Origin of the sequence: Maricaulis sp., assembly GCF_039978735.1 — a bacterium.
Lineage (GTDB): Bacteria > Pseudomonadota > Alphaproteobacteria > Caulobacterales > Maricaulaceae > Maricaulis.
Genome location: NZ_JBDWAS010000015.1, coordinates 1 through 16501, shown reverse-complemented (window position 1 = coordinate 16501; position 16501 = coordinate 1). Strand labels below are relative to the sequence as shown.

14 protein-coding genes are annotated in these 16501 nt (G+C 66.9%); 5 read left to right on the top strand and 9 right to left on the bottom strand.

All coding sequences use genetic code 11. The features are described 5' to 3' along the window. Positions 1-30 precede the first annotated feature (30 nt). The 3 genes from ABJO18_RS04765 to ABJO18_RS04755 all read right to left on the bottom strand — a co-directional run bounded on the left by ABJO18_RS04765 (position 31) and on the right by ABJO18_RS04755 (position 3012). Entirely contained in the window at positions 31-408 is a 378-nt protein-coding gene (locus ABJO18_RS04765) for a DUF6165 family protein (RefSeq protein WP_348507202.1), read from the bottom strand. 289 nt (positions 409-697) lie between these two features. After that, positions 698-2038 carry a dihydroorotase gene (locus ABJO18_RS04760; protein WP_348507179.1) on the bottom strand — a complete coding sequence of 447 codons (1341 nt, stop codon included), beginning with the start codon at positions 2036-2038 and terminating at the stop codon, positions 698-700. Beyond that, on the bottom strand, positions 2035-3012 hold the full coding sequence (locus tag ABJO18_RS04755; RefSeq protein WP_348507178.1) for a glycosyltransferase family 9 protein: 978 nt from the start codon (positions 3010-3012) through the stop codon (positions 2035-2037). Before ABJO18_RS04755 ends, ABJO18_RS04760 begins: the two co-directional genes overlap by 4 nt. Positions 3013-3056: 44 nt before the next feature. Here ABJO18_RS04755 and ABJO18_RS04750 point away from each other — a divergent pair, with 44 nt between their 5' ends. Beyond that, positions 3057-3890, top strand: a complete 834-nt coding sequence (locus tag ABJO18_RS04750; RefSeq protein ID WP_348507177.1) for a folate-binding protein — start codon at positions 3057-3059, stop codon at positions 3888-3890. Positions 3891-3942: 52 nt separating this feature from the next. Then, positions 3943-4806, top strand: coding sequence for a 50S ribosomal protein L11 methyltransferase (locus ABJO18_RS04745; RefSeq protein WP_348507176.1), 864 nt, complete (start codon positions 3943-3945; stop codon positions 4804-4806). 25 nt (positions 4807-4831) lie between these two features. Here ABJO18_RS04745 and ABJO18_RS04740 read toward each other — a convergent pair whose 3' ends face one another. Next, entirely contained in the window at positions 4832-5833 is a 1002-nt protein-coding gene (locus tag ABJO18_RS04740; protein ID WP_348507175.1) for a serine hydrolase domain-containing protein, read from the bottom strand. A gap of 101 nt (positions 5834-5934) precedes the next feature. On the opposite strand from ABJO18_RS04740, the gene ABJO18_RS04735 reads away from it, so the two are divergent. Beyond that, positions 5935-7398 carry a LytTR family DNA-binding domain-containing protein gene (locus ABJO18_RS04735; RefSeq protein WP_348515751.1) on the top strand — a complete coding sequence of 488 codons (1464 nt, stop codon included), beginning with the start codon at positions 5935-5937 and terminating at the stop codon, positions 7396-7398. Between the two features lie 16 nt (positions 7399-7414). On the opposite strand, the gene ABJO18_RS04730 is transcribed toward ABJO18_RS04735, so the two are convergent. Next, positions 7415-7576, bottom strand: coding sequence for a hypothetical protein (locus tag ABJO18_RS04730; RefSeq protein WP_348508654.1), 162 nt, complete (start codon positions 7574-7576; stop codon positions 7415-7417). 170 nt (positions 7577-7746) lie between these two features. On the opposite strand from ABJO18_RS04730, the gene ABJO18_RS04725 reads away from it, so the two are divergent. Together ABJO18_RS04725 and ABJO18_RS04720 are read left to right on the top strand one after the other, a co-directional pair. Continuing rightward, positions 7747-9585 (top strand): aminopeptidase P family protein, encoded by a 1839-nt coding sequence (locus tag ABJO18_RS04725; protein WP_348508653.1) that lies wholly within the window; start codon positions 7747-7749, stop codon positions 9583-9585. After that, the gene (locus ABJO18_RS04720; RefSeq protein ID WP_348508652.1) at positions 9582-10115 is read left to right on the top strand and encodes a hypothetical protein; all 534 of its coding nucleotides are present in this window, start codon (positions 9582-9584) and stop codon (positions 10113-10115) included. The genes ABJO18_RS04725 and ABJO18_RS04720 overlap by 4 nt, the downstream gene beginning before the upstream one ends. Before the next feature lie 193 nt (positions 10116-10308). Here the strand turns inward: ABJO18_RS04720 and ligA are convergent, their stop codons facing one another. The 4 genes from ligA to lpxC all read right to left on the bottom strand — a co-directional run bounded on the left by ligA (position 10309) and on the right by lpxC (position 16296). Next, on the bottom strand, positions 10309-12417 hold the full coding sequence (gene ligA, locus ABJO18_RS04715; protein ID WP_348508651.1) for an NAD-dependent DNA ligase LigA: 2109 nt from the start codon (positions 12415-12417) through the stop codon (positions 10309-10311). 304 nt (positions 12418-12721) lie between these two features. Continuing rightward, positions 12722-14419, bottom strand: coding sequence for a DNA repair protein RecN (gene recN / locus ABJO18_RS04710; RefSeq protein ID WP_348508650.1), 1698 nt, complete (start codon positions 14417-14419; stop codon positions 12722-12724). 25 nt (positions 14420-14444) lie between these two features. After that, a complete protein-coding gene (locus ABJO18_RS04705; RefSeq protein WP_348508649.1) occupies positions 14445-15278 on the bottom strand; it encodes an outer membrane protein assembly factor BamD in 834 nt (277 codons plus the stop codon). 118 nt (positions 15279-15396) lie between these two features. Then, complete coding sequence (lpxC, locus tag ABJO18_RS04700; protein WP_348508648.1) at positions 15397-16296, bottom strand: UDP-3-O-acyl-N-acetylglucosamine deacetylase; 900 nt, start codon at positions 16294-16296, stop codon at positions 15397-15399. Between the last annotated feature and the right edge of the window lie 205 nt (positions 16297-16501).

The following is a 16501-nucleotide window of genomic DNA, read 5'->3' as shown; positions in this document are numbered from 1 at the left end:
AGCGCCGCATACCGGCGCACAGCGCCCGGTTCAATACTCGGCGTAGGATTTTTCTTCCACGATGGTCGAGCCCAGGAGGAGATTGATCTCCTTCTTCAGCGCTGCGCGCTTGTCATTCGTGACATAGACGGCGCGGGCCAGACGGATGAATTCCGCGCCGAAATCGCCCTTGCGCTCGCAGTCGCGGATATCGTCCTCGATCTCCCACAGCGCCTCGTTGACGGTTTTCAGCGCATCTTCCAGCCGCACCATCTCGTCGCTCTGCGGCACTTCTGCGGCCTGGGTCTTCTGCAGGATATCCAGCTCGGTGCGGACATTCTTCAGCTTCGCCTCATCGCCGATGCGCTCGGACTTGATGCGCAGAATGGTGATCTTGTCGATCAGCTCGCCCGGCGCAATGGCCGTCATGATGGTCGTGGTCACGGGGTTGTCTCTCTATGCGGTTTCCTGAAGGGCGACATCGTTTCCGTTGTCGTCCCGGATGAATGCCCGGCCCCGGGCCGGGCGCAAGTCCGGGACCCATAATCCCGGTATTGTTCCAGCTATCTGCAGTATCGACACCCTGCCCGCTTCCGGCCAGCGTTCGTGTTTATGGGTCCCGGCCCTGCAGCCCGCATCCACGGGCTAGAAGCCTGCGCCCGCGTAGGCGGGTGGCCGGGATGACAATCTACGCCGTCCTTTTGCCCGTCACCACGCCCTACCCGCGCTTCGGCAGCGCTTCCTGGAAGATGACGGGTTCGCCGGCGCCTTCGGTTACCAGGGCGCCGTCGCGCATGACGCTCTTGCCGCGCACGATCGTGCCGACGGGCCAGCCGGTGACGGTCATGCCGGCGAAGGGCGTCCAGCCGGACTTGGAGGCCGACCAGTCATCGGTGATCTCCACCGAGCGCTTCATGTCGATCAGGGTGAAGTCGGCATCCCAGCCGGCGGCCATGCGGCCCTTGCCGGCGATGCCGAAAATGCGCTGGGCGCCGTGGGAGGTCAGGTCGACGAAGCGTTCGATGGTCAGACGGCCGGCGTTTACATGGTCCAGCATGATCGGCACCAGGGTCTGCACGCCGGGCATGCCGGACGGGCTGGCCGGATAGGGCTTGGCCTTCTCCTCCAGCGTGTGCGGGGCGTGGTCGGACCCGATCACGTCGACAATGCCGCGCTGCAGGCCGCGCCACAGGCCGGCGCGATGATAGGCGTCGCGCAGGGGCGGGTTCATCTGGGCGCGCGCCTTGATGCGCTCGTAGATTTCCGGGCCTTCCAGGGTGAGGTGCTGGGGCGTGGCTTCCACCGAGGCGACGTCGCGGTGGGCGGCCAGGAAGTCCATCTCCTCGGCCGTCGAGACGTGCAGCACGTGAATGCGCTTGCCGGTCTTGCGGGCCAGGCGCACCAGGCGCTTGGTCGACAGGATGGCGGCCTCGGCATCGCGCACCACCGGGTGACTGGTCCAGTCGCCCTCGACTGCCAGGCTGCGGCGCTCTTCCAGCCGGTATTCGTCCTCGGAGTGGAAGGCCGCGCGGCGTGAGATCGCGTTCAGCACGCGCTCGACGCCTTCATCATCCTTCACCAGCAGCGAACCGGTGGAGGCGCCCATGAAGACTTTCACACCGCAGCAGCCGACCATGCGCTCCATCTCCGGCAGCACTTCGGAATTCTCCGATGTCGCCCCGGCATAGAAGGCGTGATCGCAATGCATGCGGTTTTTCGCGCGCGCCAGCTTGTCCAGATGCATGTCCGGCGAGGTGGTGGTCGGTTCGGTGTTCGGCATTTCGAACACCGCCGTCACACCGCCCATCACGGCAGCGAGCGAGCCCGATTGCAGGTCTTCCTTCCACTCCATGCCCGGTTCGCGGAAATGCACCTGGGTGTCGATCACACCGGGTACGACGAGAAGGCCGGTACAGTCGATCGTCTCGGCCGCGGAGGCTTGCGAGAGATCGCCGATCTCCACCGTCTTGCCGCCGGTCACGCCGATATCGGCAACGCCGCGTCCATCATGATTGACGACTTCGCCGCCCTTCAGGATCAGGTCGAATGTCCGGCTCATGGCTTGGTCCTTTCGAACAGGCTTCGGGCAGCATCATATACCGTATCGACGGCGAGGTCCGCGAGCAGGCTTTCCGGGTGTTTGCGCCGGTCGCCATGGGCGCGGTCGATCTCGTCGAATGTGGCCGGGCCGCGCACCGCTTCGCAATGATCGCCCCAGGGCGCATAGCAGCGGTCGTCTGACGGGCCGAACAGGCCCAGCGTCGGCGTGCCCATCGCGGCCGACATGTGCATCAGCCCGCTGTCATTGCCGACATAGAGGCGCGCCCGCGCCAGGCAGGCGGCGGTTTCCGGCAGGCCCAGGCCCAGAAGGTCGATGAAGTCGAATTCCGGCAGGGCGTCATAGATCGGCTGGGCATAGCCGGCATCGTGCGGCCCGCCCAGCATCACCACCCGCGCGCCGGGCATGACGCCGTCCGGCCCGGTGAAGCGCAGGATGAATTCGGCGAATTTCTCCGGCGGCCAGACCTTGAAGATCCACGAGGCGGACGGGCAGATCGCCAGATAGCCGGGGCCTTCGGGCATGTGTTCCAGCGCCGCGGCGCGGTCGGCCTGCGACAGCCACAGGCCCGGATCGGGCGGTGTGTCTTCGAGCCCGAGAACGCTGGCGGCCTCGATCACCTTGTGCACCGGTTCGTCCGCCTGGCGCAGGATGCGGCGTTCGCGCGCGCGCAGCAGCCAGGCCGTTGCCGAACAGCGCAGGTCGACGACCAGATCCCACTCAGTCCCCACCGTCTGGCGCCACAGATCGAACCAGTGGCCGCCGGCCGGCTTCTTGGCCATGACGATGACCCGCTCCAGCCGCGGCACGGCGGCAAAGAGCGAGGCCGCCAGGGGGCCGCAGGCAATGGTGAAACGGGCATCCGGACGCGTTTCGACGAGATGGTTCAGCACCCCGGAATTGATGATGGCGTCACCGATCCGGGTCGAGGTGATGAAAAGCACGCGTTCCATGCTCGCCGCAATAGCGCGCATGGCGGGACTTGGCCAGACGCGAACACAATGCCATATGCCATTGCATGACCCTGCCCGACACACCGCCCCGCCGCCTGCCCGGCCGCACCGTGATCTCCGTCGCCGGAGACGAGGCCCGCAGCTTCCTGCAGCGGGTGATCACCGCCGATGTCACCGGCCTGGAGCCCGGCGAATGCCGGCCCGGCGCGCTCTTGACGCCGCAGGGGAAGATCCTCGCCGATTTCATGATTTTCGCGGAGGACAACACGGTCTGGCTGGACGTGCCGGAGGCCCCGGCCGAAGGGCTGGTGAAACGCCTCACCCTGTTCAAGCTGCGGGCCAAGGCCGAGATCGTCCTGAATACGGATCTGGCCGCCGTGTGGGCGACGGCGCCCTTCCCCGGCTCGGCGCCCGATCCGCGCCTGGGCGGGCGTATCCATCGCGGCATCGCCCGCGCCCTGGAAACCGGCGAGGACAAGCCGCTGGACACGTATGAATTCGAGGCCGGCGTGCCGGCCTTCGGCCGCGACTATGGCGAGGCGGAAGTCTTCCCCACCGATGTCAATCTGGACGTCTATGGCGGGGTGGGCTGGAAGAAGGGCTGTTTCATCGGCCAGGAAGTCGTCTCGCGCATGAAGCGCCGCGGCACGATCCGCAAGCGCTCCATCCCGGCGGTCTTTGCTGGCGAAGCGCCGCCGCGCGGCACCGCCGTGATGGCCGGTACGACCAAGATCGGCGCGATCAGCTCGTCGGCCGGACACACGGCGATCGTGCTGGCGCGGATCGACAAGCTGGCCGAGGTCGACCGCCATGCCGAGGCCGACGGCCAGCAGGTGCATCTGACCATCGACGAGGCGCTGCTGCCGCCGCCGGCGCCGCAACCGGCCGGCCGCGCTTGATTTTGCGGCCCTGAACGTCCATCACCCGCGCCAGTTTCAGGAGATGCTGCCCATGTCCACGCTCTGGCGCCTTGTCGCGCATGCCGATTTCGCGATCCTCGCCGATGCCGTCGAACGGCTGGACGCTGCCGCGTCGGCCCCGGCCCTCTCCTGGTCGCTGTTCGAGGATGGCGACAGCGCGCGGCTGGACGTGCTGTTCGAAACCATGCCGGACATCGACACGTTCCGCGAGATCTGCGGTCTCACCGAGGCGGTGCCGGTGGAATTCGGCCCGATGCCGGAAGAAGACTGGGTGCGCCTGTCGCTGGAAGGGCTGAAACCGGTCGAGGCCGGGCGTTTCACCCTGTTCGGCGCCCATGACCGCGATGCGGTCGCGGCGGGCCAGACCGGTATCGAGATCGAGGCCGGCCCCGCTTTCGGCACCGGCCATCACGGCACGACGCGCGGCTGCCTGATGGCCTTCTCGAACATGCTGGAGGCCGGCGAAAGCCCGGCGACCGTGTTCGACCTGGGCTGCGGCACGGCCGTGCTGGCGATCGCGGCGGCGAAAGTGCTGCCGGACGCCGAGGTGCTGGCTTCGGACATCGACCCGGAAGCGGTCGAGGAAAGTGCCGAGAACTGCACCAAGAATGCGACGCCGGGGATCGACTGCTTCGTCGCCGAAGGTCTCGACCATCCCAAGCTCGCCGGCCGGCAGTTCGAGCTGATCTTCGCCAACATCCTCGCCGGCCCGCTGGTCGATCTGGCGCCGGGCATCGCGCAGGCCCTGACGCCGGGCGGCAAGGTGATCCTGTCCGGCCTGTTGACCGAACAGGAAGCCCGCGTGCGCGAGGCCTACACGGATGCCGGCCTCGCGGTGACGCGGCGCGAGCCGATCGAGGGCTGGGAAACCCTGATCGCCACGCGCCCGGCCTGACGGCCCCGCCTCGTCTCGGCTGCCCCTACTCAGCTGGCGGAAGACCGGCAAACAGGTCGGCCAGGGTGATCGCCAGCGCCTGCAGATTCTCGCCGTCATAATTGCCGGTCAGGGCGACGGAAACCTGCGGTTCCAGATAGACGATCAGGAAGGCCCGGCCGCCCGGCGAGCCACCGGAGTGCGCGGCATAGGTGAGGTTCACCTCTTCCGCCCGGCCGGCCCAGTAAGCCGGTCCCTCGGCCAGCACAGCCGGATCGACGATCTCGCCGCGATAGAGCGCGGCCCCGGTTTCGGCCAGATCGCGGGCACTGGCCAGAAGCCCGCCCCCGCCGAACTTGCATTCAGCCGACAGGTCTTCATAGGCCTGCCAGTCGCCCGCCTCGCCGACCCAGGCCGTGGCCTTGACGGCATCCTCGCGATCGGTGTGCGCCCGGTAGGCCTCGCCCAGCACGTCCTGCATCGCTGCATCGAAGTCCGCCTGGCCGGTTAGCGTGACGAGCAGATGGCTGAGCAGCACATAGCCGAATGTCGTGTAGCCCGGCGTCGTGACCAGCGGATCGTCGATGAAATGCCCCAGAGCGTCGGACGGCAGGGCGCAGCGGCGGTCGGAAAAGCCGATCCAGTCAGCCTCGCTCGCGTAGTGCCGCACGCCGGCGCTGTGATCGAGCAGCTGGTAGACCGTTACGCCGTCATAGTGCGCCGGCAGGTCCGGATCGATGCTGCGGACCGGCGTGTCGAGATCCAGACGCCCGTCCTGCTCCAGACGCAGATAGACCAGCCCGGTGAGCATCTTGGCGATCGAGTAGAAATTATAGTCCGTCGCGGTGCCATCCTGCGACTGACGCGCCTGACCGCCCTCGGCCTCCCAGACGATGGCATCGCCCACCATCACGGTGGCGTTGAGTGCGGGATAGCCCTGGGCAACGGCATCGAAAGCGGCCTGGGCCGCGCTTTCCACCTGCGGCTCGACGGCCTGCAGCGAAACCGCCGCCCACAGGGCCATGGCAGTGGATGTAACTGACAACACGTCTCGTCTCCTGTTTCCGGCACGGCACCCTTGCCGCGCTTGCAAAGGCCTGATGCAAGCCCCTGCTTGCCCCGGACAGGAAAAACGGGCGAATTGCTCGCATGGCGGATGGATGGCTCAGCACGACGCACAGCGCCCGCCCGGGGCTGGAGGTCCTGGGCGCACTGCTGCTTGCGCTTGTGACCCTGGTCTTCCTGCCCGGCCCCGGACTCGACGCCGTGGCGCCGGCCCGCGTGCAGATGATCGATACGGATACCGGTCTTGAAGCCCTGTCCGGACCGGACCTTCCCGGATCGCCGATCCACTATCACGCCATCGAACGCCCGGCCGGCATCGCCTGGATGGTCTGGGATGACGTGCCCCTGCCCGATGACGGCACGCCGCCGGCCGTAAGCCTGATCGGTCCGCTGTCGGCCACAATCCATTTCAACGGCGTCGTGATCGGCCGCAAGGGTGAGCCGGGTGCGACACGGGACGCCGAAACCGCCGGCCCGATCGACAGTCTCTACGCCATTCCGCCCGGCCTCATCCGCCCGTCGGGTAACCGGATTGCCATCCGCTTCTCCTCACAGCGCGCCGGCTATACGCCCTATGCGGTGGTGCACGGCCTGTTCGTGATGCCCTATGCCTCCGATCCGCGGCGCTCGATCCGCTACTACCTGCCATTGACCGTGATGGGCGGAAGCCTGATCGCCCTGATCGCCAGCCTCATGGTGCGCACCCGCACCACCGGCGACCGGCGGGGTCTGTGGCTGGTGGCGGCTCTGGCCGGCCTGGTCCTGGCGGGAGCGGCCGAGATATCCCGCTCGCTGATCAACTATCCCTATGACTGGCACCAGCCGCGCCAGGCCGCAAGCCTGGCCGGGCTGGCCGTCTTCGGCACATGCTGGCTGCGCTTTGTACAACTGCGCTGGCCGGCAGCGCCGCGTATCGCGACGGCCTGGCTGGCCGCAACACTGGCCGCCGTGGCGGCGAGCGCCGTGCTGGTTACGGGGTATGATGGCAAATCCGCCTTTGCCCTGGCCGCGCTGATGGCCTCATCGGCGATCTGGCTGGCCTGGCGCGGCGGACCGGCCGAGCGACTGATCGTGCCGGGGCTGCTGATCGTGTCGGCCTATGCGCTGTGGCAGCCGGCCGACATTATCGATCGCGGCATCTATGCCTTTGCGCTGGCGCTGCTGGGCGTCTTCGCCCTGCGACACAGGAGCTATCTCCTGCCCGATCCAGAGCCGCGCACGCCACGCTTTGCGCTGGAGACCTCGGGCCGCACCGTTCTGGTCGAGCCCGATAGCATCGCCTATCTCAAGGCCGCCGGGAATTACACCGAAGTGCATATGGCGTCCGGCGGCCAGCATTTCGACAACCGCAATCTGCGCACCCTGCTGGACGAACTGCCAGACGGCTTCTTCCGGCTGCACCGCAGCTATGCGGTCAATCTCGGCCAGGCTGCGGCAATCACCTCAGCCGAGGGCAGCCGTTATCATCTGGAGACAACAGACGGCACCCGGATTCCGGTCAGCCGCAGCCTCGTCGCAGAGCTGCGCCGCCGCCTCGGCAGCGCCTGACCCTGCACAGTGAGCCTTATTTGCGCTTTGCGCTCAGGCCGGCGCCGGCCAGGAAGGCGTCGATATCGGTGGTGCGCGGCTGGGTGCGCACGCCGGCGCGTTCGCGCGAACGGTCGAGGGCGCGGTTGATCATGGCGTTGGCATTCATGTGACGCCAGTCGTCGATCCCGTAGAACATGGAAAACTCCCTTGGTTTACGGGGCCTTTCCCATGAGTTTGTGCGATGCACAATCAGCGTCCCGGCAATTCGCCCCTGCACAATCGCATGGCTGGGCGGAAAGCCGGCTGCGACAAGGCCCGCTGCGACAAGGATTGAACCCGTTCGCGCGCGGGCATACCTTCCGCGCCATGACCCAGATGATTTCCCAGACTTTCGACGTCAAAGGCGGCCCGCACTATGGTCGCGAGAACGTCCCGAAGATCCGCGCCGCCCTCGACGAGCTCGGCCTGGACGGTTTCCTGATCCCGCACGAGGACGAGTACGACAATGAGTACCTGCCCGACTGCAATGAGCGCCTCTTGTGGGCGACCGGGTTTTCCGGCTCCGCCGGCGCCGCCCTGGTGATGAAGGACCGCGCCGCGGTCTTCGTCGACGGGCGCTATACCCTGCAGGTGAAAAACCAGGTCGATGGCGAGATTTTCGAATACGCCGACCTCGTGGAACAGGGCATGGCCGGCTGGATCGAGGACAAGGGCAAGGCCGGTGAAAAGATCGGCTATGACGCCCGCCTGCACTCGCCCGCCGCGCTGCACCGCCTGCAGGTCGCCGCGGGCCGGGCCGGTGTGACCCTGGTTCCGGTTAGCGAGAACCCGGTCGACCGGGCCTGGACCGACCGTCCTGAACCGCCGATGACGCCGGTCATCCCGCACCCGATCGAATATGCCGGCGAAGATCACGGCTCCAAGCGCGCCCGTGTCGGCGCGATTGTCGGCAAGGAAGGCGCCGATGCGGCGGTGATCACCGCACCGCCCTCGATCGCCTGGCTGTTCAATGTGCGCGGCAGCGACGTGTCGCGCTCGCCCCTGCCCCTGTCGGCCGCGATCATCGACAAGGACGGCACGGCCACTTTCTTCGTCGCGCCGGAGAAGATCACCGACGAGACCCGTGCGCATCTGGGCAATGAGATCGCCCTGCGTCCGGAAAGCGAGTTCGGGGCGGGCCTCGCCGAGTACACCGGCAAGACCGTACGCGTCGATCCGACCACGGCCTCGGCCTGGGTTCTGGAAAGCCTGCGCGGCGGCGGTGCCGAGGTTCAGCAGGCCGAAGATCCGGTGATGCGTCCCAAGGCGCGCAAGAATGCTGCCGAGATCGAGGGCGCCCGCCAGGCGCATATCCGCGATGGCGGCGCCATCGTGCAATTCCTGCACTGGCTGGACACCTTCGCCCAGTCCGGCCAGGTCGACGAGATCGAGGCCGCGCAGAAGCTGGAAAGCTTCCGCAAGCAATTGCCCGAACTGCGCGATCTCTCCTTCGACACGATCTCCGGCGCCCAGGGCAATGGTGCCTTTGCACACTATCGCGTCTCCGAAGCGACCAATCTGAAACTGGCGCAAGGCACGCTCTACCTGGTCGACAGTGGCGGCCAGTATCCGGACGGCACGACGGACATCACCCGTACCGTGCCGATCGGCGCTCCGACAGCGGAGATGCGCACCCAGTTCACGCGCGTGCTGAAGGGCCATATTGCCCTGTCCATGGTGCGCTTCCCCAAGGGCACGACCGGCACCCAGCTGGACGTGCTGGCGCGTCTGCCGCTGTGGCAGGCCGGGTTCGACTATGACCACGGCACCGGCCATGGCGTGGGCAGCTTCCTGGGCGTTCACGAGGGTCCGCAGCGGATTTCCAAGGCCGCCAATACCGTGCCGCTGGAGCCGGGCATGATCGTCTCGAACGAGCCGGGCTACTACAAGGCGGACGGCTATGGCATCCGGATCGAGAACCTGCAATTCGTCACCGACGCGGCCGATATTGCCGGTGGCGAGCGGCCGATGCTGGGCTTCGAGACGCTGACCGTCGCACCGATCCACAAGGGTCTGATCGACACGCATCTGCTGACCGCCGACGAGCTGGCCTGGCTGGACAGTTATCACGCCATGGTACGCCAGCGCGTGCTGCCGCTGGTCTCCGGCGAGGTGGCCGACTGGCTGCTCAAGGCGACCGAACCACTGGCCGGCGCCACCCCGTGATCCGCACCGGCCTTGTCATCATCACAGCAGCCGCCCTTCTGGGCGGCTGCTTTTATTCAGACCGGGCCCTGATCGGCCGGTTCGCGGCCGACTTCCCGCTGGAAGAAGGTCTTTATGCCCACACGCCCAACCATCCCGACGGCCGCCCCTTCGACCGGCCGATGTGGACGGGCTATGTCGAGCACCGCGGCGGGCGCTATCACTCGGACGTGGCCAACTTCCCGCATGAAGGCGTGCGCCTGCGCGAGATCGCTCCGGGCCTCTATGCCGGCATGAAGCAGAGCGAGGATGTGTGGCTGTACGGGCTGGTCTATGTCTATGAGGGCGGCGTCGCCGCCTATCACCAGCCGCAATGCGACGACCTCGCCGAGGCCGACCGCAATCGCTACGAGATCTTCGAGAACGAGGTCGAACCCGGCACCTGCCGCCTGGAAGACTGGGACGTGCTGGAAGCCGTACTGCTGAGCTATGTCGCCGGGTTTGACGGCGACCTGCCGGTGGACGGGGTGTACCGGCGGGTGGAGGAGTAGGGGGCAGTTCTGCCTGTCATCCCGGCCGCATGGCCCGCGCAGGCGGGCCGCAGGGCCGGGACCCATACGTGCTATTGCTGGCCGGAAGCAGGTCCACTGCCCGCGACAGCTGGATGGGCACCGGGATTATAGGTCCCGGACTTGCGCCCGGCCTTCGCCGGGCATCCATCCGGGATGACACCTACGATGGCCCTCACCCTTCCCCGATCAGCACGAACCACTCGTCCTCGGTGAGCGTCTCCACGCCCAGTTCGGCGGCTTTCTTGGCCTTTGAGCCGGCGCCGGGGCCGGCGACGAGGTAATCCGTCTTGCCCGAGACCGAGCCGGAGACCTTGGCGCCGAGCGATTGCGCCTTGGCCTTGGCCTCGTCGCGCGTCATGCGTTCCAGCGTGCCGGTGAAGACGACCGTCTTGCCGGCGACCGGGCTGTCATTGGCGACGGCTTCGGCGTCCTCGATGACGAGTTCGGCCACCAGCCGGTCCAGCAGGTCGCGATTGTGCTGTTCGGTGAAATACTGGTCCAGCGCCTCGACGGCGGCATTGCCGATGCCGTCAATGCCCAGCATCTCGGCCCGCACGGTCTCGTCGGCGAGGTTTTCCGCCGCCTGGCGGAAGGCCGTCCAGCTGCCATAGGTGCGCGCGAAGAGCTGGGCGGTGTTCTCGCCGACATGACGGATGCCCAGCGCATTGATGAAACGGCCCAGGGCGATGGTGCGGCGACTGTCGATGGCGGCGAAGAGATTGCCGATACTCGTCTCGCCGAAACCCTCGCGCTCCTGCAGGGGCGGCGTGATCTCACCGGCCTCATTGCGCCGTCTCAGGGTGAAGATATCGGCCGGTTCGCGAACCAGGCCCTCTTCATGGAACATGTCGATCTGCCGCGTGCCCAGTCCCTCGATATCGAAGGCCTTGCGCGAGACGAAATGCTTCAGCCTTTCCTTCAGCTGGGCGGCGCAGATCAGCCCGCCGGTACAGCGGCGCACCGCGTCCAGCTTGCCGGTTTTCGGATCGTGCTCGCGCAGCGCCTGGCTGCCGCAGACCGGGCATTCGGTGGGGAATTCGAAGGGCTCGGCCCGGCCCGCCCGGTCCGGATCGACCACCCGCACGACCTGGGGGATGACATCGCCGGCGCGCTGGATCACCACCGTGTCGCCGATGCGGATATCCTTGCGCTCCAGCTCGTCCTGATTGTGCAGGGTGGCATTGGTGACCACGACGCCGCCGACCGTGACGGGCGTCAGCCGCGCCACGGGCGTCAGCGCGCCGGTGCGGCCGACCTGGATGTCGATGGCTTCCAGCACGGTGGTGGCCTGTTCGGCGGGGAATTTGTGGGCGATGGCCCAGCGCGGCGCACGGGCGACAAAGCCCAGTCTTTCCTGCCAGTCCAGCCGGTCGGTCTTGTAGACCACGCCGTCGATATCATAGCCCAGCGTGGCGCGTTTCGCCTCGATATCGCGATAGACGGCGATGAGATCGTCCACGCTCTCGCAGCGCTTCATCAACGGGTTGGTCGGGAAACCCCAATCGCCCAGGCGCCTGACCGCGTCGAGCTGGGTTTCGGCCAGCGGTGCACTCACCTCGCCCCAGGCATAGGCGAAGAAGCGCAGCGGACGCTGGGCGGTCATGGCCGGATCGATCTGCCGCAGCGAGCCGGCGGCGGCATTGCGCGGGTTCTTGTAGGCCGGCTTGCCGGCCTCTTCCTGCCGCCTGTTGAGCGCGGCGAAATCCTCATGCGACATATAGACTTCGCCGCGCACTTCCAGCACGTCCGGCCAGCCCGAGCCCGGCAGGGTTTCCGGGATATCGTCCAGCGTCAGCAGGTTGGCCGTCACATCCTCGCCGGTCTGGCCATCGCCGCGGGTGGCGCCATGCACGATGCGGCCCTTTTCATAGCGGATGGAGGCGGACAGGCCGTCGATCTTCGGCTCGGCCGTGATCGCCACGGGCGCGTCCTCTGCCAGGCCGAGGAAGCGCCGTATACGGCCCACGAAATCGGCCACGTCCTCATCATTGAAGGCATTGCCCAGCGACAACATCGGCACCGCATGGACGATCTCGCCGAACTTGCCCGAGGGCGCCGCGCCGACACGCTGGGTCGGGCTGTCGGCACCGGCCAGTTCGGGAAAACGCGCCTCGACCGCTTCCAGCCGCTGGCGCAGCGTGTCGTAGGCCGCGTCGGAAATCTTCGGCGCATCGTGCTGGTAGTAGGCCTTGTCGTGGGCGGCGATTTCCTTCGCCAGCCGCTTGTGCTCGGCCCGCGCCTCTTCGACTGTCAGATTTTCAACGTCCTTGAGTGCGCTCATCGCCGGCTCCGTTGCGATTCGAAGTGCGAGATTAGGGCATCGCGGCCCGCATTCGCAGCAAGAGTGGCAGGGCGGGAGGGGTTTGTCGCGGGTTCCCGGAATTCACCAGTATTGTCACCCCGGCCGGATGCCCGGCCCCGGGCCGGGCGCAGAGCCGGGGCCTATAAACACCGGCAGTGGCCGAGAGCAGGCGCGGTTTCGATTTTTGAAGAACAGGATCGTCTCTGAGCGTATGGGTCCCGGCCCTGCAGCCCGCCTCCGCGGGCTATCCGGCCGGGATGACATTCGCATGGTGCTGAAAGGCCTAGGCCTTCACCGCCATCAGCGCATCCGCCTGGGCTCTTGCCGCATCGGTGACTTCAGCGCCGGAGAGCATGCGGGCGATTTCCTCGCGGCGTTCGTCGCCTTCAAGACGGACGAGCGTGGTGCGCACCCCGCCCTTGCCGTCATCATCCTTGACGATCTTCCAGTGATGATCGGCCACGGCAGCGACCTGCGGCGAGTGGGTGACGACCAGTGTCTGGCCTTTCTCGGCAAGGCGTTTCAGCCGGCGGCCGACAGCATCGGCGACAGCCCCGCCCACACCCTGGTCGACCTCATCGAACACCAGGACCAGGCCCTCATCCTCGCCCGCGAGCGAGACTTTCAGGGCGAGGCCGAAGCGCGAGAGCTCGCCGCCCGATGCGATCTTGTCGAGCGCACCGAAGGGCGCGCCGGGATTGGTGGCGACCTCGAAGACCACGCTGTCGCGGCCATCCGGGCCGGCGCGCTCGTCGTCAGAGGTGACGGAGACGCGGAAGCGCGCCTTGTCCATTTTCAGCGGCGGCAGTTCGGCGGCCACGGCCACAGCCAGCGCTTCGCCCGCCTTCTCGCGGCTGCGCGACAGGGCGTGGGCCGCATCGTCATAGCGGGCGCGGGCTGCGGTCACAGCCTTCTCGGCCTCGGCAATGCGGTCGGCGGCATTCTCGATCGCGTCGAGCTGTTCGGCGAGCCGGCCATGCAGGGCGGGCAGCTCGTCGGTATCGACACTGTGCTTGCGCGACAGGCCGCGCAGGGCGAAGAGCCGCTCCTCCACCGCATCCAGCCGGCCGGGCTCGACATCGAAAGCCTGGGCCGCATCGCCCAGCGCGTCTTCTGCCTCGGTGAACTCGATCAGCGCACGGTCGATGGCGGAGGCGGCGCGGTCCAGCGCCTCGCCGGCAGCGCCGCCTCCCTCGCCGATATGGCCACGCACACGCTCCAGCCCGCGCAGGGCCGCGTTCAGCCGGCCTTCCAGCCCGCCGCCATCGCCGGCCAGGGCCTCCTGGGCCTCCTGCAGATCGCCCAGCGCCCGCTCGGCGCCCTGCAGGAACTGACGCTCTTCGGCCAGCTCGGCCTCTTCGCCGGTCTTCGGCGACAGGGCTTCGAGCTCTTCCAGGGCGTGGGTGAGAAAGGCCTTTTCCTCGTCCGAGGCGCGATTGGCACTGACCAGCTCGTCGAGCCGGCGCCGGGCCCCGGAAAACTCCTTCCAGGCGGTGCGGCAGGCAGTGCGCAGATCGTCATGCCCGGCATAGGCGTCCAGATAGCCGCGATGGGTCTTGGGATCCATCAGGCCGCGCCCGTCGTGCTGGCCGTGGACTTCCACCAGCACATCGCCCAGCGAACGCAAAAGGCCGATACTGGCCGCCTGGTCGTTGACATGGGCGCGCGAGCGACCGTCCTCGCCAAGGCGGCGGCGCAGGATCAGGGGTTCGCCGGGTTCGACCGCGATCCCCGCCTCGTCCAGCAGGGCGCGGGCGGGATGACTGTCGGGCAGTTCGAATTCGGCGACGGCCTGGGCTTCGTCGGCACCGGCGCGCACCAGGGCGCGATCGGCCCGTTCGCCGGCCGCCAGCCCCAAAGCCCCGAGAAGAATGGATTTACCCGCGCCGGTTTCGCCGGTCAGGGCACAGAGCCCGCTCTCGAAGACCGCATCCAGCGTATCGATCAGGACGACATTGCGAATGGAGAGGGAGAGCAGCATTCAGGGCGTTCGCACCCCCGACCCGTCAGCCGAACAGACGACGCCAGGCCCGTTCGAAATAGGACGGGTCCTCGCGCTCGGGATCGACCTCGAGCGTAATACCCTCACGCGTCAGGAGGTCGTAGCTGTTCTGGTACCACTCGCTGCCCGGGAAATTGTAGCCGAGCACGGACGCGACCTGGCGGGCTTCCTCGTCGATGCCGAGCGCCACATAGGACTCCACCAGGCGGTGCAGTGCTTCAGGCACGTGCGAGGTGGTGCCGTATTCCTGCAGCACATTGCGGAAGCGATTGATGGCGGCCAGGTGATAATTGCGGCGCAGATACCAGCGGCCGACGCTCATTTCCTTGCCGGCCAGGTGGTCGCGCGTCATGTCGATCTTCAGGCGCGCATCCGTGGCATAGCGGCTTTCCGGATAGCGGCGCACCACCTGCTCCAGCGCATCGAGTGCCTGGCGCGTGGCAGCCTGGTCGCGGCCGACATCCATGATCTGCTCGAAATAGCAGATCGCGATCAGATAGTAGGCGTAGGCCGCACTGCGATTGCCCGGGTGCAGCGAGATGAAGCGTTCGGAGTCCGAGATCGCTTCCTCGTAATTGTTCGACTGGTAGTTGGCGAAGGCCGCCATCAGCATCGAGCGGCGCGCCCACTCCGAATAGGGGTGCTGGCGCTCGACCTCGTCGAACATCGCCGCGGCGATGTCGTACTGATTGCGGTCCATGCGCTGGATGGCTTCCGCGTAGATGGTTTCCGCCGGGCGCTCGACGTAGGCGACGGCCGTATCCGGACGGTTGGAAGAACAACCCGCAAGGACAACAGCAAAGGCAAGCGGAAACAGAATACGCGGCGAAAGGGTCATGGGGACACGGGGCTCGACAATTTTGGCGGCCGGACGACCACCCGTTCAATCAGCGTTGTAGCGGATGATTGGCCGGGGCAAAAGTACCCCTTCAGTAACCTTGACGGTCAACCGCGTGTCAGGAGTGCGCCATCGCCATGTCGCGGGTGACGCCATCGCGCATGTTCACCCACTTCCAGGCGCTCGTATCCTCAAGCAGGGCACGCACGGCCATGTTGTTGATGGCGTGGCCCGGACGCTCGGCGGAATAGCAGCCGATGATCGGCGCGCCGGCGAGATAGAGATCACCCAGCGCATCGAGCGCCTTGTGACGCACGAACTCGTCCTTGAAGCGCAGCCCTTCCGGATTGGCGATTCCCGTATCGTCGAGCACGACGGCATTGTCCATCGAACCGCCGCGGGCGAGGCCGGCAGCGAGCAGCGCGTCGTAATCCTTGCGGAAGCCGAAGGTGCGCGCACGGGCGATATCGGTGGAGAAGATTTCCGGCGTGATGTCGAACACGCAGGCCTGGCGGCCCACCGCCTGGTGCTCGAAGGCGATCTCGATCTCGATCATCGGCTTGAGCGCGGGCATGAAGCAGGCGCGGCGATCGTCCAGGTCCAGCGAGACCGGCTTGAGCACCTGGATGGCGCGGCGCGGCACCGACTGGGATTTCAGGCCGACCTGGCGGATCAGCTTGACGAAGGGCTCGGACGAACCGTCCATCACCGGGATTTCCGGACCGTCGACCTCGATCACGGCATCGTCGACACCCAAGCCGGCCAGCGCCGCCATCAGGTGCTCGACAGTGGCGATCGTCACACCGGCGTCATTCTGCAGGGTGGTACCGAGACGGACTTCGCTGACGGCATCGGCGCGCGCCGCGATACGGTTGTCGCGATCATCAATGTCGGAGCGGATGAAGCGGATACCCGAGCCGGCGGAGGCCGGTTGCAGGACCATGCGGACCCGTTCGCCGGAGTGGAGACCGATACCCGCGCAAACCGCGGGGGCTGCCAATGTCTGCCGGTAAGTCACTGTCTAACGCCGCCTGCTACTATCTTACTCAACGGTCTGTCCCACCCGGTGGTCTGGCCAAGCGGGCCAGGCCCCGACGGAAGCCGTCGTCCCTGGCTGGCACACAACACCACGGGGCTCCAGCACGCAATTAAAGCATTGTTGCGTTTTGTTACGCACTCGCAGCACGACGCTTCAAACAAAACGGCCCGCCGGCGGACGCCAG